This window comes from Collimonas sp. OK412 (genome assembly GCF_900112135.1).
GTDB lineage: Bacteria > Pseudomonadota > Gammaproteobacteria > Burkholderiales > Burkholderiaceae_D > Collimonas > Collimonas rhizosphaerae.
The window spans coordinates 235,822-255,512 of sequence record NZ_FOLC01000007.1; the positions used below are offsets into that span (position 1 = coordinate 235,822).

At 60.1% G+C, this 19,691-nt stretch carries 19 protein-coding genes; 16 read left to right on the forward strand and 3 right to left on the reverse strand.

Annotated features, from left to right (window positions below; all coding sequences use genetic code 11):
- The first annotated feature begins 1 nt into the window (after position 1).
- From ispC to BM062_RS10435, 10 genes are all read left to right on the forward strand, one after another.
- Complete coding sequence (gene ispC, locus BM062_RS10390; protein WP_092396464.1) at positions 2 to 1,174, forward strand: 1-deoxy-D-xylulose-5-phosphate reductoisomerase; 1,173 nt, start codon at positions 2 to 4, stop codon at positions 1,172 to 1,174.
- A gap of 9 nt (positions 1,175 to 1,183) precedes the next feature.
- A complete protein-coding gene (gene rseP / locus BM062_RS10395) occupies positions 1,184 to 2,566 on the forward strand; it encodes an RIP metalloprotease RseP (RefSeq protein ID WP_092396466.1) in 1,383 nt (460 codons plus the stop codon).
- A 59-nt stretch (positions 2,567 to 2,625) separates the two neighbouring features.
- Positions 2,626 to 5,007 (forward strand): outer membrane protein assembly factor BamA, encoded by a 2,382-nt coding sequence (bamA, locus tag BM062_RS10400; RefSeq protein WP_092396468.1) that lies wholly within the window; start codon positions 2,626 to 2,628, stop codon positions 5,005 to 5,007.
- 87 nt (positions 5,008 to 5,094) lie between these two features.
- A complete protein-coding gene (locus tag BM062_RS10405) occupies positions 5,095 to 5,619 on the forward strand; it encodes an OmpH/Skp family outer membrane protein (RefSeq protein ID WP_092396470.1) in 525 nt (174 codons plus the stop codon).
- Between the two features lie 22 nt (positions 5,620 to 5,641).
- Positions 5,642 to 6,721, forward strand: coding sequence for a UDP-3-O-(3-hydroxymyristoyl)glucosamine N-acyltransferase (gene lpxD, locus BM062_RS10410; RefSeq protein ID WP_092396472.1), 1,080 nt, complete (start codon positions 5,642 to 5,644; stop codon positions 6,719 to 6,721).
- Positions 6,714 to 7,220, forward strand: coding sequence for a 3-hydroxyacyl-ACP dehydratase FabZ (gene fabZ / locus BM062_RS10415; protein ID WP_092396474.1), 507 nt, complete (start codon positions 6,714 to 6,716; stop codon positions 7,218 to 7,220). Before lpxD ends, fabZ begins: the two co-directional genes overlap by 8 nt.
- Positions 7,221 to 7,224: 4 nt before the next feature.
- Entirely contained in the window at positions 7,225 to 8,013 is a 789-nt protein-coding gene (gene lpxA, locus BM062_RS10420; protein WP_092396476.1) for an acyl-ACP--UDP-N-acetylglucosamine O-acyltransferase, read from the forward strand.
- 2 nt (positions 8,014 to 8,015) lie between these two features.
- Entirely contained in the window at positions 8,016 to 9,203 is a 1,188-nt protein-coding gene (lpxB, locus tag BM062_RS10425) for a lipid-A-disaccharide synthase (RefSeq protein ID WP_092396478.1), read from the forward strand.
- A 13-nt stretch (positions 9,204 to 9,216) separates the two neighbouring features.
- Positions 9,217 to 9,861, forward strand: coding sequence for a ribonuclease HII (gene rnhB / locus BM062_RS10430; RefSeq protein ID WP_254785029.1), 645 nt, complete (start codon positions 9,217 to 9,219; stop codon positions 9,859 to 9,861).
- A complete protein-coding gene (locus BM062_RS10435) occupies positions 9,858 to 10,643 on the forward strand; it encodes a TrmH family RNA methyltransferase (RefSeq protein WP_092396480.1) in 786 nt (261 codons plus the stop codon). The genes rnhB and BM062_RS10435 overlap by 4 nt, the downstream gene beginning before the upstream one ends.
- 25 nt (positions 10,644 to 10,668) lie before the next feature.
- Here BM062_RS10435 and BM062_RS10440 read toward each other — a convergent pair whose 3' ends face one another.
- The gene (locus BM062_RS10440) at positions 10,669 to 11,517 is read right to left on the reverse strand and encodes a posphoenolpyruvate synthetase regulatory kinase/phosphorylase PpsR (protein ID WP_092396540.1); all 849 of its coding nucleotides are present in this window, start codon (positions 11,515 to 11,517) and stop codon (positions 10,669 to 10,671) included.
- A 332-nt stretch (positions 11,518 to 11,849) separates the two neighbouring features.
- Between BM062_RS10440 and ppsA the strand changes: the two genes are divergently transcribed.
- A complete protein-coding gene (gene ppsA, locus BM062_RS10445; RefSeq protein ID WP_254785033.1) occupies positions 11,850 to 14,207 on the forward strand; it encodes a phosphoenolpyruvate synthase in 2,358 nt (785 codons plus the stop codon).
- 78 nt (positions 14,208 to 14,285) lie between these two features.
- Here the strand turns inward: ppsA and BM062_RS10450 are convergent, their stop codons facing one another.
- A complete protein-coding gene (locus tag BM062_RS10450; RefSeq protein WP_092396484.1) occupies positions 14,286 to 16,058 on the reverse strand; it encodes a tetratricopeptide repeat protein in 1,773 nt (590 codons plus the stop codon).
- A gap of 182 nt (positions 16,059 to 16,240) precedes the next feature.
- Here BM062_RS10450 and BM062_RS10455 point away from each other — a divergent pair, with 182 nt between their 5' ends.
- Positions 16,241 to 16,696, forward strand: coding sequence for an NfeD family protein (locus tag BM062_RS10455; protein ID WP_092396486.1), 456 nt, complete (start codon positions 16,241 to 16,243; stop codon positions 16,694 to 16,696).
- A gap of 67 nt (positions 16,697 to 16,763) precedes the next feature.
- Entirely contained in the window at positions 16,764 to 17,681 is a 918-nt protein-coding gene (locus tag BM062_RS10460; RefSeq protein WP_092396488.1) for an SPFH domain-containing protein, read from the forward strand.
- A gap of 82 nt (positions 17,682 to 17,763) precedes the next feature.
- Here the strand turns inward: BM062_RS10460 and smpB are convergent, their stop codons facing one another.
- The gene (smpB, locus tag BM062_RS10465) at positions 17,764 to 18,213 is read right to left on the reverse strand and encodes an SsrA-binding protein SmpB (protein ID WP_092396490.1); all 450 of its coding nucleotides are present in this window, start codon (positions 18,211 to 18,213) and stop codon (positions 17,764 to 17,766) included.
- 67 nt (positions 18,214 to 18,280) lie between these two features.
- Between smpB and BM062_RS10470 the strand changes: the two genes are divergently transcribed.
- The 3 genes from BM062_RS10470 to BM062_RS10480 all read left to right on the forward strand — a co-directional run.
- Positions 18,281 to 18,721: a type II toxin-antitoxin system RatA family toxin gene (locus BM062_RS10470; protein WP_092396492.1), complete on the forward strand. Its 441-nt coding sequence runs from the start codon at positions 18,281 to 18,283 to the stop codon at positions 18,719 to 18,721.
- On the forward strand, positions 18,705 to 19,019 hold the full coding sequence (locus BM062_RS10475) for an RnfH family protein (protein WP_371326573.1): 315 nt from the start codon (positions 18,705 to 18,707) through the stop codon (positions 19,017 to 19,019). Before BM062_RS10470 ends, BM062_RS10475 begins: the two co-directional genes overlap by 17 nt.
- 63 nt (positions 19,020 to 19,082) lie before the next feature.
- On the forward strand, positions 19,083 to 19,691 hold a 609-nt coding region (locus tag BM062_RS10480; protein ID WP_139220022.1), incomplete at its 3' end, for a transposase.

The window sequence follows — 19,691 nt, forward strand, 5'->3', positions numbered from 1 at the left end:
TATGCAAAATATTACTATTCTCGGTTCTACTGGTTCGATCGGCATGTCGACGCTGGATGTGCTGGCGCGCCATCCGGAACGTTATTCCGTCTACGCCCTGACCGCGCACAGCCGGGTCGAACAGCTGGCTGAGCAGTGCCTGCGCTTCAAGCCGCAGCTGGCCGTGGTCGGCAGCGCGGCAGCGGCGCAGCAGCTGAGCGCCTTGCTGCAAGACAAGGCCCCTGCGATCGAAGTGCTGTACGGCGACGCCGCGCTGTGCCAGGTGGCCAGCGCCGAGGCTTGCCATACCGTGATGGCCGCCATCGTTGGCGCTGCCGGGCTGGCGCCAAGCCTGGCCGCCGCCAGGGCGGGCAAGAAAATCCTGCTGGCGAACAAGGAAGCCCTGGTCATGTCCGGCCAGCTGTTCATCGATGCAGTGAAGCAGAGCGGCGCTGTGCTGCTGCCTATCGATAGCGAACACAATGCGGTTTTCCAGTGCCTGCCGCATAACTATCAACGCCAGCCGGCTGCGCTTGGCGTCGAGAAAATCCTGCTGACAGCGTCGGGCGGCCCATTCCTGCACAGGGCGGTTGAAACGCTCGATTCAGTCACCCCCGAAGAAGCGGTTGCCCATCCGAACTGGGTCATGGGGCGCAAGATTTCGGTCGATTCCGCGACCATGATGAACAAGGGCCTGGAAGTCATCGAGGCGCACTGGCTGTTCGGCGCCTCGGCCAGCCAGATCGAAGTAGTGATCCACCCGCAAAGCGTGATCCACTCCATGGTGTCTTACATAGACGGATCGGTCCTGGCGCAGCTGGGCAATCCCGATATGCGCACGCCGATTGCCTACGCGCTGGCGTACCCCGAGCGGATTGCGTCCGGCGTCAGTCCGCTGGACCTGACGGTGGTGGGGCAGTTACAGTTTACCCGGCCCGACCTGCAACGTTTTCCCTGCCTGAAACTCGCGTATGATGCATTGTTGGCAGGCGGTTCGGCTGCTGCAATATTGAACGCCGCGAATGAAGTGGCTGTCCAAGCTTTCCTAGACGGAAAAATCGGGTTTCGCATGATTGACCAACTGATAGCGCGCACCATGGACAAGTTGCCGCTGTGCGCTGTAAGCGATATCGATTTGTTGCTTGAGCAGGATCTTCTTGCGCGCCAGACGGTTCACTCTTTCCTGAACGCATAAATCGTACAAATGGCCTTCCTGCAAACCATCCTCGCTTTTGTCGTCGCCCTCGGCTCCCTGGTCATCATCCACGAGCTTGGCCACTATGTTGTCGCCCGCTTGTGCGGGGTCAAGGTGCTGCGTTTTTCGGTGGGGATGGGCAAGGTCGTCTTCTCGCGCAAGTTCGGCCCGGACCAGACCGAATGGGCGATTTCCATCTTGCCGTTGGGCGGCTACGTCAAGATGCTCGACGCTCGCGAGCAAGACGTAAGCGGCTTGTCGCCGCAAGAACTGAAGCGCGAATTCACCGGCCAGTCGGTCTGGCGGCGCATGGCCATCGTGGCGGCCGGCCCCCTGGCCAATTTTGCTCTTGCCATTTTGTTATTTGCCGGCTTGTACATCCATGGCGAGATGGAGCCGACGCCAAGGGTGCGCGCCGTCGCCGAGCATACCGCGGCCTACCAGGGCGGCTTGCGCGGCAACGAATTGATTACCGCGGTGAACGGCGAAGCGATCCTGACCTGGTCCGAGCTGCGCTGGAAAGTGCTGCAAGGGGTCATCGACAAGACGCCGATCAGGCTCGACGTGCGCCGGTCGGATCCCGGCACGGCGGGCGGCGAACCGTCGGGCGGCAAACTGCTCGATACAGTGAATTTGCCGATAGACAGCCTGACGACCAAGGATCTCGAAGGTGACTACCTTGCCAAGCTAGGCATCAAGCTGGCGCGCGCCAAGCCTATCCTGGGCACGGTCATGCCGGGCGGCCCAGGCATGCTGGCCGGCTTGCATGAAGGCGACCTGATCACCAGCATCGACGGCGAGCCGATGGCTGACAGCGGCGCTTTCGTCGACAAGATCAAGGCCTCCCCGGGCAAGCCGCTGAGCCTGACGGGTTTGCGTAACGGCAATAGTTTCACCGTGAGCGTGACACCGCAGGCGGAAGCCGGCAAAGACGGGCAGGTCGGCCTGATCAAAGTTGTCATGTCGGGCATGCCGGAAATGGTCCTGGCCAGCAGCCCGCCGCTGGAAGCGCTCGCCAAGGGCGCCAGGCGGACCTGGGACAGCAGCATCATGACCCTCAAGATGCTGGGTAAAATGGTGATCGGCGAGGTTTCCTGGAAAAATATCACCGGCCCCATCACCATTGCCGACTACGCAGGCCAGACCGCGCGTATCGGCGCATTCAGCTACCTGAGCTTTATTGCCTTCATCAGCATCAGCCTTGGCGTCATGAATTTGCTGCCCATTCCGGTTCTAGACGGTGGCCATTTGCTGTATTATTCGCTGGAAGTTTTGACTGGACGTCCCATTCCCGAGCGAGTTGGTGCAATTGCACAGCGCGCGGGCATCGGCATTCTGATGACGTTGATGATGGTCGCCATGTTTAACGACGTCGTTCGGCTCATATTTTAGGTTTTCTCTCTTGTCTGACAATCGTGGCAGGCAAGGACATTGATAAAAAACGATCGCTAATGAAATTACATTCTGAGCACTTCCCTTTGTCGATTCTTCCCCGTCGTTTGATTGCTGCTGCCGCCTTTGCCCTGTGTTCGGGCCAAGCGCTGGCGGTGCAGCCGTTTGTGGTCAAGGATATCCGCATCGAAGGTATTCAACGTACCGAAGCCGGCACCGTTTTCAGTTACCTGCCTGTGCGCGTCGGTGAAACCTTCACCGATGAAAAAGGCACGGCGGCGATCAAGGCCTTGTACGCGACCGGCTTCTTCAAGGATGTGCGGGTCGAGTCCGAAGGCGACGTGCTGGTGGTCATGGTGGAAGAGCGGCCGTCGATTGCCGGCGTCGATTTTTCCGGCATCAAGGAATTCGACAAAGACCAGCTGACCAAGGCCCTGAAGGAAATCGGCGTCGGCGAATCGCGCATTTTCGACAAAGCCCAGGTTGATCGCGCAGAACAGGAATTGAAGAAACAATACCTGTCGCGCGGCCTGTACGGCATGAAGGTGACCACGACCGTTACGCCGATCGAGCGCAACCGGGTCAATGTGACGTTTGCGGTGGATGAAGGCGAAGTATCGCGCATCAAGGAAATCCGTTTCGTCGGCAACAAGGCGTTTTCCGACGGCAAGCTGCGCGACCAGATCAAGCTGCGTTCGCCGGGCTGGTTTACCTGGTACACCAAGGCTGACCAGTATGCAAAAGAGAAGCTGTCGGGCGACATCGAAACCCTGCGTTCGTATTACCTGAACCGCGGCTATATCGAGATGCAGGTAGAGTCGACCCAGGTCTCGATCACGCCGGACAAGAAAGACATCTACATCACCATCAATATCAATGAAGGTGAAAAATACACGGTTTCCGATATCAAGATGGAAGGCGAGATGTTTGGCCGCGAGGATGAACTGCGGTCGTTGATGGAGCTGAAAAAAGGCGAAATATTCAACGGCGAGAAGCTCAACAACAGCACCAAGAAGATGTCGGAGCGGCTGGGCAATTTCGGTTATGCGTTCGCCAACGTCAACGCCAATCCTGAATTGAACCGGGAAAAGAAAGAAGTGGCGTTTACCATCATGGTCGATCCAGGCAAGCGCGTTTACGTGCGCCATGTCAACGTCACCGGCAACACCAAGACGCGCGACGAAGTGGTGCGCCGCGAATTCCGCCAGTTTGAAGATTCCTGGTACGACGGTTCGAAGATCAAGCTGTCGCGCGACCGGGTTGACCGCCTGGGCTATTTCAAGGACGTCGGCATCGAAACGCCGGAAGTGCCGAACACGTCCGACCAGGTTGATATCAACATGGCCGTTACCGAGAAACCTACCGGCAACATCCAGGTCGGCGCCGGCTTCTCGCAGCAGGACAAGCTGAGCCTGTCCGGCTCGATCCAGCAGCAGAACGCTTTCGGCAGCGGCAACACCATCGGCCTCGACGTCAACACCAGCAGCTATTCGCGGGTGATTGCGCTGTCCCAGACCAATCCTTATTTCACGGATGACGGCATCAGCCGCACCTACGACCTGTACTACCGTACCGTGCGTCCATCGCAGTACACCACCGGCGACTACAAGGTGCGGACCATCGGTAGCGATATCAAGTTCGGCGTGCCGTTCTCGGAACTGGATACGGTGTTCTTTGGCATCGGCGTGGAAAACACCGCCGTTTCGGCCGATGCTTCCAGCCCGCTGCTGTACCAGCAATATGTTTCGGACTTCGGCAACGGCAGCCGGTCGGTCGATACCGGCCTCGGTTATAACGTGCTGGCCAACCCGGCGACGGCAACCACCAACAGTTTCCCGCTGACCGCAGCCTGGCAGCGCGATAGCCGCGACAGCGCCCTGGTCCCGACCAAGGGCCGCTACCAGCGCGCCAGCCTTGAACTTTCCGCGGTCGGCACCTTGCGCTACTACCGTGCAAGCTACCAGCACCAATACTTCCAGCCTTTGTTCAGCAATGCGGTGACGCTGGCCATGAACGGCGAAATCGACTATGGCCGCGGCATTGGCGGCAAGCCGTACCCTGTGTTCAAGAACTACTATGCCGGCGGTATCGGCACCGTGCGCGGTTTTGAAGGCTCGACCCTGGGCGTCGGCACCAACGTCGACCAGTACGGCGATTCGATGGGCGGCGCGTCGCGCGTGTTCGGCAACCTGGAAGCGCAGTTCCCGTTCCCCGGTTCCGGCAGCGACCGTACCCTGCGCTGGTTCACCTTCCTCGACGGCGGCCAGGTATACGCCGACAAGAAGCCGATGCAACTCAGCGAGTTGCGTTATTCTACGGGCATCGGCCTGAGCTGGGTATCGCCTATCGGCCCGCTGAAAATCAGCTACGGCAAACCGCTGAACGCGAAGCCGACCGACAAGCAGCAGTCCTTCCAGTTCCAGCTGGGCACAGGCTTCTAAAAAACCATAAGGATGGTGCACAATTGCAGATTCTGACAAGAGTGGCATAATGCACAAGTTGCATCATTTGAATTGCGGAGAATAGTGTTGAAATCTCTAATTAAAACCTTTACATCATTGCCCACCGCCGGCTTGCTGGCGGCGTGCTTATTGTCGGCAGCCCCGGCGCATGCTGATGAAGGTTCGAAAATCGCCTTCGTCAGCAGCGAGCGCATCTTGCGCGAGGCGACCCCGGCCAAGACCGCGCAATCCAAGATCGAAGCCGAGTTTTCCAAGCGCGACAAGGATTTGCAAGACCAGGCCACCCGCCTGAAAAACATGGCAGACAAGCTGGACAAGGATTCAGCCGTGATTTCGGAATCCGAGCGGGTCAGGCGCCAGCGCGAGCTGAGCGACCTGGACAAGGATTTCCAGCGCAAGCAGCGTGAGTTCCGCGAAGACCTGAACCAGCGCCGCAACGAAGAGCTGGCGATCGTGCTGGAGCGCTCGACCAAGGCGATCAAGCAGATCGCCGAAGCGGAAAAATACGATATGGTGTTCCAGGAAGGCGGCGTGTATGTCAGCCCGCGCATCGACATCACCGATAAAGTATTGAAAATCCTCAATAAGTAACCCATTCTGTCAAGGCCACTATATGAGCATTCGGCTAAAAGAACTGGTCGAAAGCTTGGGTGGCCAACTGATCGGTGATGCGGATACCCGGGTATCCGGCATCGCGCCGTTGAGCGACGCCAGCGCATCACAGATCACCTTCTTGTCCAATCCCAAGTTTCGGCCCCAGGCCGCGCAAACGCAGGCGGCCGCCATTATCCTGTCCGCGGCGGACGATGCGGCGATCGGCGCCGATTATCGCGGTGCACGGATTGTCGCCGCCAATCCTTATGCGTATTTCGCGCTGGCGGCGCAGTTTTTTGCTGCAAAAAACGCTATTCCGGTGGCGCCTGGAATCCATCCGGCAGCCAGCGTCGATCCTGCCGCCCAGGTCGCGGCGACCGCCTATGTCGGCGCCAACGCGGTCGTCGGCGCCGGCGCCACGATCGGCGAACATGTGAGCCTGGGAGCCGGCTGCGTGATCGGCCGCGGGGTCAGCATCGGCGCGGGCAGCCTGCTGCATCCCAACGTCACGGTTTATGACGCCTGCCAGATCGGCCAGCGCGCCATTATCCATTCTGGCGTTGTCATCGGCGCCGACGGTTTCGGTTTTGCCAATGACGGCGGGACCTGGGTCAAGATTCCCCAGACCGGCCGGGTGCTGATCGGCGACGACGTCGAAATCGGCGCCAACACCACCATCGACCGCGGCGCCCTGGCCGACACCGTGATAGAAGAAGGGGTCAAGCTGGACAACCAGATCCAGATCGCCCATAACTGCCATATCGGCGCCCATACCGCGATTGCAGCTTGCGCCGGGATTGCCGGCAGCGCCAGGATCGGCAAATTTTGCTCGATAGGCGGGGCGGCGATGATCCACGGCCACATTACCATCGTCGATCATGTGCATGTGTCAGCGGGTACGCTGGCGTTGCGCTCGATCTCCGAGCCAGGCCAATACACCGGTTTCTACCCGATTGCCAAGCATGGCGAATGGGAAAAATCTGCTGCCTTGGTGCGCAATCTGAATACAATGCGTGAGAAAATCCGGGCTCTGGAAAAATCCATTAAACAGCTCATCGAACAGTTACCGCAACAGGTTACCCAAAAAGATAATGAATAGTCCAAACCAAACGCTAGACATCAACCAGATCAAGACCTACCTGCCGCACCGTTATCCGCTGCTGCTGGTTGACCGCGTATTGAATTGGGAAAGCGGCAAGTCGATCACGGCGATCAAGAATGTCACCATCAATGAAGAATTCTTCAATGGCCATTTTCCCAACAAGCCGGTGATGCCTGGCGTCCTGACCATCGAAGCGCTGGCGCAAACCGCTGCCTTGCTGTCGTTCCTGACCGAAGGCCGCAAGCCGGATGAAAATACCGTGGTGTACTTCCTCGGCATCGACAAGGCCCGTTTCCGCCGCCCGGTCGAACCAGGCGACCAGATCAAGCTGGAAGTCGAGATCGTGCGCGTCGTGCGTGGCATCTGGAAATACAAGGCTGTCGCCAGCGTCGACGGCGAGATGGCGGTAGAAGCCGAATTCATGTGCACCATGCGCACCGCGGTCAGTCCCGGCGCTGCTGCGACTGTGGTGGTGGATGCCAGCCCGTCAGAGTGATCCCATGACGCGCATTCACCCTACAGCTGTCATCGATCCCAAGGCATCCCTCGACAGTTCGGTGGAAGTCGGCGCCTATGCGGTGATCGGCCCCCATGTAACCATCGGCGCCGGCAGCAAGATCGGTCCGCATGCCGTGATCGAAGGGCATACCGCGATCGGCCGCGATAACGCGATTTTCCAGTTCGGTTCGATCGGCGCCGTGCCGCAAGACAAGAAGTACGCCGGCGAGCCGACCCGGCTGGAGATCGGCGACCGCAACACCATCCGCGAATTCGTCACCCTCAATCTCGGCACCGTCCAGGATGGCGGCGTCACCCGTATCGGCGACGACAACTGGGTGATGGCCTATGTCCACGTGGCGCATGACTGCCAGATCGGCAGCAATACCACGATCGCCAATAACGCGACGCTGGCGGGCCATGTGCACATTGGCGACTGGGTGCTGCTTGGCGGTTTTACCACCGTACACCAGTTTTGCCGCATCGGCGCCCATGCGATGACGGCTTTCACCGCTGCCGTCAGCCAGGATGTTCCGCCGTTCGTGACCGCCGCCGGCAATCGCGCCGAACCCGCGGGCATCAACAGCGAAGGTTTGCGGCGGCGCGGTTTCAGCAGCGAGCAGATCATGGCGATCAAGCGCGCCTACCGCACCATTTACCGCTCCGGCCTGGCGCTGGAAGACGCCATGGCGGCGCTGGAACAGGAAGAGTCGAAAGCGCCGGCATCTGCTGCAGACCTGAAGTTGATGCGTGATTTCATTGCCGGCTCTACGCGTGGCATCATCCGCTGAACATGGCGGACGCTGACGCCAACGTAGCCATCGCCATGGTCGCCGGAGAAACCTCCGGCGATTTGCTTGCCAGCCGCCTGTTGTCCGGCCTGCGTCCGCACCTGCCGGATGCGCGCATGTACGGCATCGGCGGCGCCAAGATGGCGGAGTACGGTTTTGTCAGCGACTGGCCGATGGAAAAGCTGTCGGTCAACGGTTTGTTCGAAGTGCTGGCCCACTACCGCGAGCTCAAGGGCATCCAGGTCGCGTTGCGCGACCGCCTGCTGGCGGAGAAGCCGAATGTATTCATCGGCGTCGACGCCCCGGATTTCAATTTCGGCCTGGAAGCGCAACTGCGCCAGGCCGGCATTCCCACCGTGCATTTCATCGGCCCGTCGATCTGGGCCTGGCGCGGCGGACGCATCAAGAAGATTGCGCGTGCGGCGTCGCACATGCTGGTCATCTTCCCGTTTGAAGAAGAAATCTATCGCAAGGCCGGCATCCCGGTGACCTACGTCGGCCATCCGCTGGCGCAAGTGATCCCGATGGTGCCCGATGTCGCCGCGGCCCGCAGCGCGCTCGGCCTGCCGGCCGCCGGCCGGGTAGTGGCGATCATGCCCGGCAGCCGCATGGGTGAGCTGAAACATAACACGATAGCTTTTGTGCAAGCTGCCGCGATACTGGCGCAGCGCGATCCCGGCATGCGCTTCATCGCGCCAATGGCTGGAGAAAAGCAGAGCAAGCTGTTTAGCGAACTGGTCAGCCAGGCCGGTCTGCAAGACTTGCCTATCCAGTTGCTGGACGGGCAATCGCATACGGCAATGGCGGCCGCCGATGCGGTGCTGGTGGCCTCCGGCACCGCATCGCTGGAAGTCGCCTTGTACAAGAAACCTATGGTGATCGCCTATAAAATGATGCGCGCCACCTGGGAAATCCTGCGCCACATGAGCTACCAGCCGTGGATAGGTTTGCCGAATATCCTGGCGCGCGAATTCCTGGTGCCGGAACTGCTGCAGCATAATGCGACACCGCAGGCGCTGGCGGACGCGCTCTGGCAGCAGCTGGAGGATCCGGCGCGCCAGGAGATGCTGCGGCAGCGCTTCACCGACATGCATCACACCCTGCTGCGCGATACCGCCGGCGAAAGCGCGCAAGCCGTGCTGCAAGTGATTGAACAACATAAACGTCCATCCGGACTTTCGCCGGCCTGATCCGGCGTACTACTTGGTACTGAACGCCGTGAGCCCATCCGACCAGAATCTCTCTCTCTTCACCTACGACGGCGAAACCATTTGCGGCGTCGACGAGGCCGGCCGCGGCCCCTTGGCCGGACCGGTGTTTGCCGCCGCCGTGATACTCGATCCGGCGCGGCCGATCAGCGGCTTGCGCGATTCGAAGAAACTGACCGCCGAACGGCGTGAACTGCTGGCGGTGGAAATCAAGGCCAATGCACTAGCGTGGGCCATCGCCGAATGCTCCGAAGCGGAGATCGATAAGCTCAACATATTGCAGGCAACCATGCTGGCGATGCGGCGCGCGGTGGAAGGACTGTCCATGCAGCCGACGCTGGCGCTGATCGACGGCAACCGCTGTCCGCAGCTCAGCATCCGCTCCGAGGCCATCGTCAAGGGCGACGACAAGGTGCAGGCCATTTCGGCAGCCTCGATTCTCGCCAAGACCGCGCGCGACGCCGCGCTGCAGGTGTTGCACGCGCAATATCCGCACTACGCTTTCGACCAGCACAAAGGTTATCCGACGGCGCTGCACATGGAACGGCTGCGCCTGCATGGCGTGTCGCCGGTGCACCGCAAATCCTATGCGCCGGTGCGGGCTCTGCTGGCGCTGGATATCGATGGGGCGGCGGCATGAAAAGCATCACCTCGTCCGCCAATCCTTTGTACAAGGAACTGAAGCAGCTGGCGACCAGCGCCCAGGCCAGGCGCAAGGCGGGCCGTACGCTGCTGGACGGGATCCACCTGGCCGAAGCGTATTTGCAGAGCGGCGCCAGGCCGGTGTTGTGCGTCGCCAGCGAAACCGCGCTGACGCATGCCGAAGCGGCTGCGGTGATCCGGCAATGCCAGGCCGAGGCGGTGCAATGCGTGCTGCTGCCGGACGGCCAGTACCAGGCGCTGAGCCAGGTCGAGCACGGCGTCGGCCTGCTGTTTGTGGTTGAAACGCCGAAAGCGGCGGCGCCGGCCGCATTGACCCAGTCGGCCGTGCTGCTCGACAACCTGCAGGACCCGGGCAACCTCGGTTCCATCCTGCGCAGCGCTGCGGCCGCAGGCATCCGGCAGATCTATTGTTCAGAAGGCAGCGCATCTGCCTGGTCGCCCAAGGTGCTGCGGGCGGGCATGGGCGCGCATTTCATCCTGGACATCTTCGAAGGCGTTGACCTGGCGGCCCTGATGGCGACAGCGCAGATACCGGTGCTTGCCACCAGTTCGTATGCGACGCAAAGCATCTACCAGGCTGACCTGCACGGAGAACTGGCGTGGCTGTTCGGCCATGAAGGGCAGGGCGTCGCGGAAGATTTGCTGCAACTGGCCAGCCAGCAAGTCGTGATTCCGCATCGCGGGCAGATGGAGTCGCTGAATGTTGCCGCTGCGGCGGCGGTATGTTTTTTCGAGCAGCTGCGCCAGGCGCTGGATTGAGCAGGCCGGCTGTCCCGGCCCCTGCTTAGAAAGTCCGCATATCCGGCTTGATGTCCTGCAGGATCGTCGCCGCGATTTCTTCGATCGATTTGGTGGTCGACGACATCCAGCGTATCCCTTCGCGCCGCATGATTTTTTCCGCTTCATTCACTTCATAACGGCAATTTGCCAGCGCGGCGTATTTGCTGCCCGGACGGCGTTCATTGCGGATTTCCGACAGGCGGTCGGCCGCGATGGTCAGGCCGAAAATCTTTTGCTTGAATGGCAACAGGCCGCTGGGAAGCTTGTCGCGCTCGAAATCCTCTGGGATCAAAGGATAGTTGGCGGCCTTGACGCCGAACTGCATCGCCAGGTACAGGCTGGTAGGAGTCTTGCCTGAACGGGAGACGCCGACCAGGATAACGTCGGCGTCGGCCAGGTTCTTGTGCGACTGGCCATCGTCATGCGCCAGCGAAAAATTGATGGCTTCGATCCGGTTCTTGTATTCGTCGGTATTGGCCGTGTTATGGCTGCGGCCGATGGTGTGGGTGGACTTGACGCCCAGCTCCCGCTCCAGCGGTTCGACAAAAGTCTGGAACAGGTCCATATGCATGGCTTTGGCCTGCTGGATGACTTTTGACAAGTCGGCCTTGACCAGCGTTGAAAACACGATAGGCAATTTGCCGTCCGCCACGCATGCTTCATTGATCTTGCGGGTGGCGTCGTAGGCTTTGTCCAGGGTGTCGATGAAGGGCAGGCGCACCTGCTTGAAGCGCAGCTCGAACTGGGTCAGCACCGAATGGCCGAAGGTTTCGGCGGTGATGCCGGTGCCGTCGGAAACAAAGAAGACGGTGCGGTGGGCAGGAACCAGCGGTGCAGGAGCGGCATCTAGCATAATGTTGTCGAAAATAAAGTAAAAAATAAAAAGCAAGGCGTTGCCCGGCAACTGCGGCGGCGCCCGTGGGGCCGCCGAACTTTTAACTGAACACGGACTCTAGCCTGCTGACGGCTACGTGCTGCCTTGTGCGCCTGTGAACGCTAAATTGGCATAAAATGGCAGCCAACTGAATATTTGAAGCTACCTGACGAAGAATAACAAAAAGCCAAGGGCGGCGAAGGCAATTGTGAAGATTTCTTATCATCAAACTAGAGGTTGTTATGTCCAATGCAATACAGATGGGTGCTACCCAGGGGGCGGCTTACGTCATCTCCTTTGAAAATCTGCGGATGACGGATGTCGATTCCGTCGGCGGCAAAAACGCATCGCTGGGTGAAATGATCAGCCAGCTGGCCGGCGCCGGAGTTCGGGTGCCGGGCGGATTCGCCACCACGGCGCAGGCATTCCGCGATTTCCTGTCGCATAGCGCCGACGGCGGCCCGGCCTTGGCCGACCGCATCGCCGATCGCCTGGCGACCCTGAACGTCGAAGACGTACGGGCCTTGGCGCAAGCCGGCGCCGAGATCCGCCAATGGATTGTGGAAACGCCGTTCCAGCCGCGCCTGGAGCAGGAAATCCACGCTTTCTACAAACGCCTGGTCGAAGATTCTTCCAGCGAGATGTCGTTCGCCGTGCGTTCTTCGGCGACGGCGGAAGACTTGCCGGACGCCTCGTTCGCCGGCCAGCAGGAAACCTTCCTCAACGTGGTCGGCATTGAAAATGTGCTGGAAGCCATGAAGCACGTGTTCGCCTCGCTGTATAACGACCGCGCCATCTCTTACCGTGTGCACAAAGGCTTTACCCACGCTGAAGTGGCGTTGTCGGCCGGCGTCCAGCGCATGGTCCGTTCCGATGTCGGCGCCGCCGGCGTGATGTTCACCCTGGATACCGAATCCGGCTTCAAGGACGTGGTGTTCATCACTTCCAGCTACGGCCTGGGCGAGACAGTGGTGCAGGGCGCGGTCAATCCCGACGAGTTCTATGTCCACAAGCCGATGCTGGAGCAAGGCAAGCTGCCTATCATCCGCCGCAACATCGGCTCCAAGCTGATCAAGATGGAATTCACAGGCGAAGCCAAGGCCGGCCGTTCGGTCAAGACCGTCGATGTGCCTATCGAGCTGCGCAACCGCTATTCGCTCAACGACAACGAAATCGTCGAGCTGGCCAAATACGCCACCATCATCGAGAAGCACTACGAGCGCCCGATGGATATCGAATGGGGCAAGGACGGCCGCGACGGCAAGCTGTACATCTTGCAGGCGCGTCCGGAAACCGTGAAGTCGCAGGAAAAAACGACCGACGCCCAGCAGCGTTTCAAACTCAAGGGCACCGGCAACGTGCTGACTCATGGCCGCGCCATCGGCCAGAAAATCGGCGCCGGTCCGGTGCGCGTGATCCATGACGCTTCCGAAATGGAGCGCGTGCAGCCGGGCGACGTGCTGGTAGCCGACATGACCGATCCTAACTGGGAGCCGGTGATGAAGCGCGCTTCGGCGATCGTCACCAACCGCGGCGGCCGTACCTGCCACGCTGCGATCATTGCGCGCGAACTGGGCGTGCCGGCGGTGGTCGGCTGCGGCGACGCTACCGACGTGCTGAAAGACGGCACGCTGGTTACCGTATCCTGCGCCGAAGGCGACGAAGGCAAGATCTACGACGGCCTGCTGGAAACCGAAGTCAGCGAAGTGGCGCGCGGCGCATTGCCTGAGCTGCCGCTGAAGATCATGATGAACGTCGGCAATCCGCAGCTGGCGTTCGATTTCCAGTCGATCCCGAACGGCGGCGTCGGCCTGGCGCGGCTGGAATTCATCATCAACAACAACATCGGCGTGCACCCGCGCGCGATCCTGGAATATCCGAACATCGACGCCGACCTGAAGAAGGCGGTGGAATCGGTAGCGCGCGGCCATGCTTCGCCGAAGGCTTTCTACGTCGACAAGCTGGCCGAAGGGATTGCCACCATCGCCGCTGCATTCTGGCCGAAAAAGGTGATCGTGCGCTTGTCCGACTTCAAGTCGAACGAGTACAAGAAGCTGATCGGCGGTTCGCGCTACGAGCCGGACGAAGAAAATCCGATGCTCGGTTTCCGCGGCGCCGCCCGTTACCTGGCAGCCGACTTTGCCGAAGCATTCGAAATGGAATGCCAGGCGATGAAGCGGGTGCGCAACGACATGGGCTTGACCAACGTCGAGATCATGGTGCCTTTCGTGCGGACCCTGGGCCAGGCGGAAAAAGTCATCGGCCTGCTCGGCAAGAACGGCCTGGTGCGCGGCGAAAACGATTTGCGCGTGATCATGATGTGCGAAGTGCCGTCGAACGCCATCCTGGCCGAGCAGTTCCTGGATTACTTCGACGGCTTCTCGATCGGCTCCAACGACCTGACCCAGCTGACCCTGGGCCTCGACCGCGATTCCGGCATGGAATTGCTGGCGGCCGATTTCGACGAGCGCGACCCGGCTATCCTGGCTCTGCTGGAGAAGGTCATCGCAACTTGCCTGGCCAAGGGCAAGTATGTCGGCATCTGCGGCCAGGGTCCGTCGGACCATCCTGATTTTGCCGAATGGCTGATGAAGCAGGGCATCGAATCGATTTCCCTGAATCCGGATTCGGTGATCGATACCTGGCAGCTGCTGGCTGCCGCGCAATAAAGGCGATATGCGGGACGATGATGCGTCCTGGTCATAAGAAGAAACGCGAGCCAAGTGCTCGCGTTTTTATTTTCAGGGTCAGATGCCAGCCCGCTTGTCCAGGAAGAGATGCAAGGAATCGGCTACGTCCAGCATCAGATTTTGCCAGTTGCCGGCTTGTTCTTGCCGGAACAGCCTTGCACTCGGATACCACGGGCTGTCCTCGCGATCCAGCAGCCAGCGCCAGTCAGGCGCCCAGGGCAGGAGGATCCAGACCGGCGCGCCGAGGGCGCCGCTCAGGTGGGCGACCGAGGTGTCGACGCTGATCACCAGGTCCAGGCTGGCGACGATCGCCGCGGTATCGTCGAAACCTGCAATGTCCTCGGCGAGCGGCCGCAGCTTGGGCGTTTGCTGCAGGTATGCACGATCCGACTCCCTGATGTCTTTCTGCACCAGGAAAAAATCCGCGCCATCCAGCTGCAGCAGCGGTGCAAATTCCTGCAGCGGCATGGAGCGCCTGTGATCGTTGGTATTGCCGGCATTGCCTGAGCCGGCCAGGCCGATCTTCAGTTTGCCGCCGGTGGAGCCCATGCGTTTTGCCCAGCTTTCCTTTTTTCCGGCATCGGCCGCAAAATAAGGGATGGCGGCCGGGATGGTCGCCAGGCCGGTCTTGAAGACCAGCGGCAGGCTCATCAGCGGCGTCTGGCAGTCGACCGGCGCGAACCCTTCGCCGATGGCGATCACCTGGAAGTTTCCCATGGTCTGGGCGACCGCTTTCAGCGCCGGGTCTACCTCCAGCACGACCTCGGCTCCCAACGCTGCAACCAGGGTGGCGTAGCGGCAAAACTGGATCGTGTCGCCCAGGCCCTGTTCCGACCACAGCAAGATGCGCTTGCCTTCGATAGCCTGCTGGCCCAGCCATAGCGGGATTCCGGTATGGCGCTGGACATCCGCATTGCCTTTCTTCCATCGATACTCATAGCTCTGCCAGCCGGCTTCGAACTGCCCCAGCACCAGCTGCGATAGCGATTGATTCGATAGTGCATCCGCATAACCTGCCTGCAGGCTGAGGGCGCGCTGGTAGCTGTCGAGCGCTTGCTGGTGGCGGTTCATGCGGCTCAGGGTCAGGCCATGGTCGCCCCAGGCTTCGGCATTGCCGGGAGCCAGCGCCAGCCCGGTTTCGTTGTCGCTCAGGGACTCAGCGTAGCGTTCCAGCTTGTGCAGGATGACCGCGCGGTCCAGCCAGTAGGCGGCGGTTTTCGGCGCCAGCGCAATGGCGCGGTCGAGGCTGGCAAGCGCATCGGGATAGCGCTCCAGCTTGTCCAGGGCCAGGCCCCTTTTATACCAGCTGTCGGCCATGTCCGGCTGCAGCGCCAGCGCGCGCTCAAAGTGGAGCAGCGCATCCTCATGGTGCCGCAGCTGGTACAGCAGGGCGCCTTTGTGCGCCCAGCCGTCGGCATGGTCCGGCCATGCGGCCAGCGTCTGTTCGATGCAGGCCAGCGCCTCCTGCCGGCGCTGCAGGCTGAGCAGGGTCACGGCCTTGGCCAGCAGTATCTCGGGTTTGACATAGCCCAATGCAATGATTTGTTCATAAGCGAGCAGGGCGGCATCGAACTGGCCTGATTCAAACTGCACCCGGGCCAGCTTGTAATGCAGCGATACATTCTTGCCGTCCAGGGCCAGCGCTTGCCCGAACAGTTGCGCCGCTTCCTGGCGTTGCCCGGTGGCGGCGCAGATGACGCCGAGCACATGCAGGGCGTCGAAGTTTTTCGGCTGGGCCTTCAGGATCTCCTTGAGCGAGCGTTCGGCATGGCCGGTTTTGCCATTCTGGAAATCCTTGTATGCTTGCTGGATAAGATGGGTCGTGCTCATTTTGTACTCATGTATGGCTGGCTGACGGCGGCGTCAGCCCACGGCAATCTGTGGAAGAGGGAGCATAGCATTGGATCGGACAGCCATCAGCTTGGCGGCATGAACGAAATGAAGCGTGAGTTATTGTAACTTCAGTTGTCAGATGGATTACACTGTGTGCTCTACATAACGGAGAGGGTCATATGGCCGGATGGGTGATGTGGATATTGGCGGCTGGTTTGCTGGTCGTGGCGGAATTGTTCACCACGACCTTGTATTTGCTGATGGTGGCGATTGGCCTGGCCGTCGGCGGCATCGCTGCGCTGCTGGGCTGGGGCGTGGAATGGCAGCTGCTGGTTGCCGCGGTGGTGGCCCTGGTCGCCACGTATTTTCTACGGCGCAGCAAGTTCGGCCGCCGCACCAAGGTCCTGGCGGAGCGCGATCCCAATGTCAACCTGGATATCGGGCAATCGATCACGGTCGGGCAATGGCAGCAGGATGCGGGCACCGGCGGCGGATATACGGCGCGCGTCAAGTACCGGGGCGCGATGTGGGATGTGGAGCTGGCGCCGGCGGCAAATGCGGATGCCGGCCTGTTTTTTATCCGCGAGGTACGCGGCAGCCGGCTGATTGTCGGCGACAGGCCCGGCCAGCACTAAGCGAGCTCGACTTCCGCCGTAGCGCGGCGGATGACTCTGTCTTCTTCAATTCATAAGGAAAAAAATCATGTTCGGAAGCGTTTCGTTAATCGTGCTGGTGATCGTCATCATATTTATCGCCAAGACGATCAAAGTGGTGCCGCAGCAGCATGCATGGGTGGTGGAGCGCCTGGGCAAATATCATGCGACCCTGGGCCCCGGATTGAATATCGTGGTGCCGTTCATCGACCGCGTCGCCTACAAGCACATCCTGAAGGAAATCCCGCTGGATGTGCCGCCGCAGGTTTGCATCACGCGCGACAATACGCAACTGCAGGTGGACGGCATCCTGTACTTCCAGATTACCGATGCGATGCGCGCATCCTACGGTTCTTCCAACTACATCGCCGCCATCACGCAGCTGGCGCAGACCACCTTGCGTTCGGTCATCGGCAAGATGGAGCTGGACAAGACCTTCGAAGAGCGCGACCACATCAACACCACCATCGTCAGCGCCATCGACGAATCCGCCGCCAACTGGGGCGTGAAGGTGCTGCGTTATGAAATCAAGGACCTGACGCCACCCAAGGAAATCCTGCATGCGATGCAGGCGCAGATTACCGCGGAACGTGAGAAGCGGGCGCTGATCGCCGCTTCGGAAGGCCGCAAGCAGGAACAGATCAATATTGCGACCGGCGAACGCGAAGCGTCGATTGCCAAGTCCGAAGGTGAAAAGCAGGCGTCCATCAATCGTGCCCAGGGCCAGGCCGCGGCGATCCTGTCGATCGCCGAAGCCAGCGCTGAAGCAATCCGCAAGACTGCGGCGGCGATCCAGTCGCCAGGCGGTTCGGATGCCGTGAACCTGAAAGTGGCCGAGCAATATGTGGCGGCGTTCGGGCAACTGGCGAAGACCAATAACTCGATCATCGTGCCGGCCAACCTGGGCGACATCAGCGGCTTGATCGCCACTGCCTTGCAAGTGGTCAAATCCCAGACCAAGTCTTAGTCGGCGATAAAAAAAGGCGGGCCGGCGGAATTCAGGTTCCGCCGGCCCGCTTTTTTTTGGGGCATCGTTTATTGGCGCCGCTTCAACGCCGGTGCTGTTTCATCGCAGCCTGGACTTCCCGCTCACCATCGCGTTGCCGTTCGGTGTCGCGCTTGTCGTGCTGCTTTTTGCCCTTGGCCAGGCCGATTTCGCACTTGATGCGGCCGCGCAGGTAGTGCAGGTTGATCGGCACCAGCGTATAACCGGAACGTTCGACCTTGATGATCAGTTTCCTGATTTCCTCGGCGTGCAGCAGCAGCTTGCGGGTGCGCACGGCTTCCGGATGGACGTGGCTGGAGGCGCTGAGCAGGGCGCTGATGTGGGCGCCGAACAGGTAGATTTCGCCATTGCGGATGATGACGTAGGATTCTTTCAGGTTGGCGCGTCCGGCGCGGATGGACTTCACTTCCCAGCCATGCAGCTCCATGCCGGCCTCGAAACGCTCTTCGATGAAGTAGTCGTGGAAGACTTTTTTGTTGTCAATAATGCTCATGTATTAGGAAAATCGCGCAGGTCGGTTAAAATTTCAAGTTGTGATTCTATCAAACGGTTGATATTCAATGGCAGTAGTGCATAAAACGGTACTTTTGGGATATAGCGCTGAACAGATGTTTGCGCTGGTCGACCGGGTCGAAGACTACCCGCAATTCCTGCCGTGGTGCGGCGGGGTGGATGTGCGTGAACGCGATGCCGGCAAGCTGGTGGCGACATTGAATATACATTATCACGGCATCAAGCAATCGTTTACCACGGAAAACACCAACTCGCCGCCCAGCAACATGCAGATGCGGCTGGTGGAGGGACCTTTCAAGCATCTCGACGGCAACTGGAGCTTCAAGGCGTTGCGGGCCGACGCCTGCAAGATCGAATTCGACCTGCACTACGAATTCTCCAACCGCATCCTGGAAAAGCTGATCGGCCCGGTATTCAGCATGATCGCCAACAGTTTCGTCGACTCCTTCTGCAAGCGCGCCGACGCGGTATATGGCCACCATGGTTGAGGCGGCGTCCGGCGCGGCGTTGATACGGATACAGGTCTGCTACGCCAGCCCCGGCATGCAGGCCCTGAAGCAGTTGTCGGTGCCTGCCGGGACGCTGCTGCATGACGGCATCAAGCGCAGCGGCCTGCTGGAAGAAGTGCGCGAAATCGACCTCAGCTGCTGGCGGGTCGGCATCTACGGCAAGCTGAAGACGCTCGATACGGTGTTGCGCGACCAGGACCGGATTGAAATCTACCGTCCGCTGATTGCCGATCCGATGGAGTCGCGCCGCAAGCGCGCTGACAAAAAAGCCCGCTGAATCGCGGGCTTCAGGTTGCTGACAAAGCCTTCCGAAATTGGAAGGTTTTTTCTATAATGGGGAATGCTAAAAATCCCTGCGCCTTACCAGCACGAGCTGGAAATGGTGACACTGGAAAGCCTGGTGCCCAGTGATCATCTACTACGTAAGATCGCTGCGGCGGTCGATTTCGATTTTATCCGTGAGAAGGTAGCGCACCTGTACTGCGCCGATAACGGGCGTCCGGCGCTCGATCCGGTAGTGTTGTTCAAACTCTTATTCATTGGCTATCTGTTTGGCGTACGCAGTGAGCGGCAGTTGATGCGCGAAGTACAAGTGAATGTTGCGTATCGCTGGTTCGCCGGTTTCAGGCTCACCGACAAGGTACCGGACGCCTCGACGTTCTCGCAGAACCGGCGCCGGCGCTTCACCGACACCACTGTATATCAGGCGATCTTTGACGAGATCGTGCGTCAGGCGATGGGCCGGGGCATGGTCGATGGCCGCGTGTTGTACACCGACAGCACTCACTTGAAGGCCAACGCCAACAAAGGCAAATTTGATGTAGTGACAGTGCAGCAAACGCCCTCGGCCTATCTGGCCGAGCTCGATGCGGCGGTCGATGCGGATCGGGCCGCGCATGGCAAGAAGGCGCTCAAGCGCGATGACGACGATACCCCGCCGACCAAGGAA

Bases quoted from the DNA above. Each gene is read 5' to 3' on its own strand.
- ispC (WP_092396464.1), top strand. From the start codon at position 2: ATGCAAAATATTACTATTCTCGGTTCTACTGGTTCGATCGGCATGTCG.
- rseP (WP_092396466.1), top strand. From the start codon at position 1,184: ATGGCCTTCCTGCAAACCATCCTCGCTTTTGTCGTCGCCCTCGGCTCC.
- bamA (WP_092396468.1), top strand. From the start codon at position 2,626: ATGAAATTACATTCTGAGCACTTCCCTTTGTCGATTCTTCCCCGTCGT.
- lpxD (WP_092396472.1), top strand. From the start codon at position 5,642: ATGAGCATTCGGCTAAAAGAACTGGTCGAAAGCTTGGGTGGCCAACTG.
- fabZ (WP_092396474.1), top strand. From the start codon at position 6,714: ATGAATAGTCCAAACCAAACGCTAGACATCAACCAGATCAAGACCTAC.
- lpxA (WP_092396476.1), top strand. From the start codon at position 7,225: ATGACGCGCATTCACCCTACAGCTGTCATCGATCCCAAGGCATCCCTC.
- lpxB (WP_092396478.1), top strand. From the start codon at position 8,016: ATGGCGGACGCTGACGCCAACGTAGCCATCGCCATGGTCGCCGGAGAA.
- BM062_RS10435 (WP_092396480.1), top strand. From the start codon at position 9,858: ATGAAAAGCATCACCTCGTCCGCCAATCCTTTGTACAAGGAACTGAAG.
- BM062_RS10440 (WP_092396540.1), bottom strand. From the start codon at position 11,517: ATGCTAGATGCCGCTCCTGCACCGCTGGTTCCTGCCCACCGCACCGTC.
- ppsA (WP_254785033.1), top strand. From the start codon at position 11,850: ATGACGGATGTCGATTCCGTCGGCGGCAAAAACGCATCGCTGGGTGAA.
- BM062_RS10450 (WP_092396484.1), bottom strand. From the start codon at position 16,058: ATGAGCACGACCCATCTTATCCAGCAAGCATACAAGGATTTCCAGAAT.
- BM062_RS10455 (WP_092396486.1), top strand. From the start codon at position 16,241: ATGGCCGGATGGGTGATGTGGATATTGGCGGCTGGTTTGCTGGTCGTG.
- BM062_RS10460 (WP_092396488.1), top strand. From the start codon at position 16,764: ATGTTCGGAAGCGTTTCGTTAATCGTGCTGGTGATCGTCATCATATTT.
- smpB (WP_092396490.1), bottom strand. From the start codon at position 18,213: ATGAGCATTATTGACAACAAAAAAGTCTTCCACGACTACTTCATCGAA.
- BM062_RS10470 (WP_092396492.1), top strand. From the start codon at position 18,281: ATGGCAGTAGTGCATAAAACGGTACTTTTGGGATATAGCGCTGAACAG.
- BM062_RS10475 (WP_371326573.1), top strand. From the start codon at position 18,705: ATGGCCACCATGGTTGAGGCGGCGTCCGGCGCGGCGTTGATACGGATA.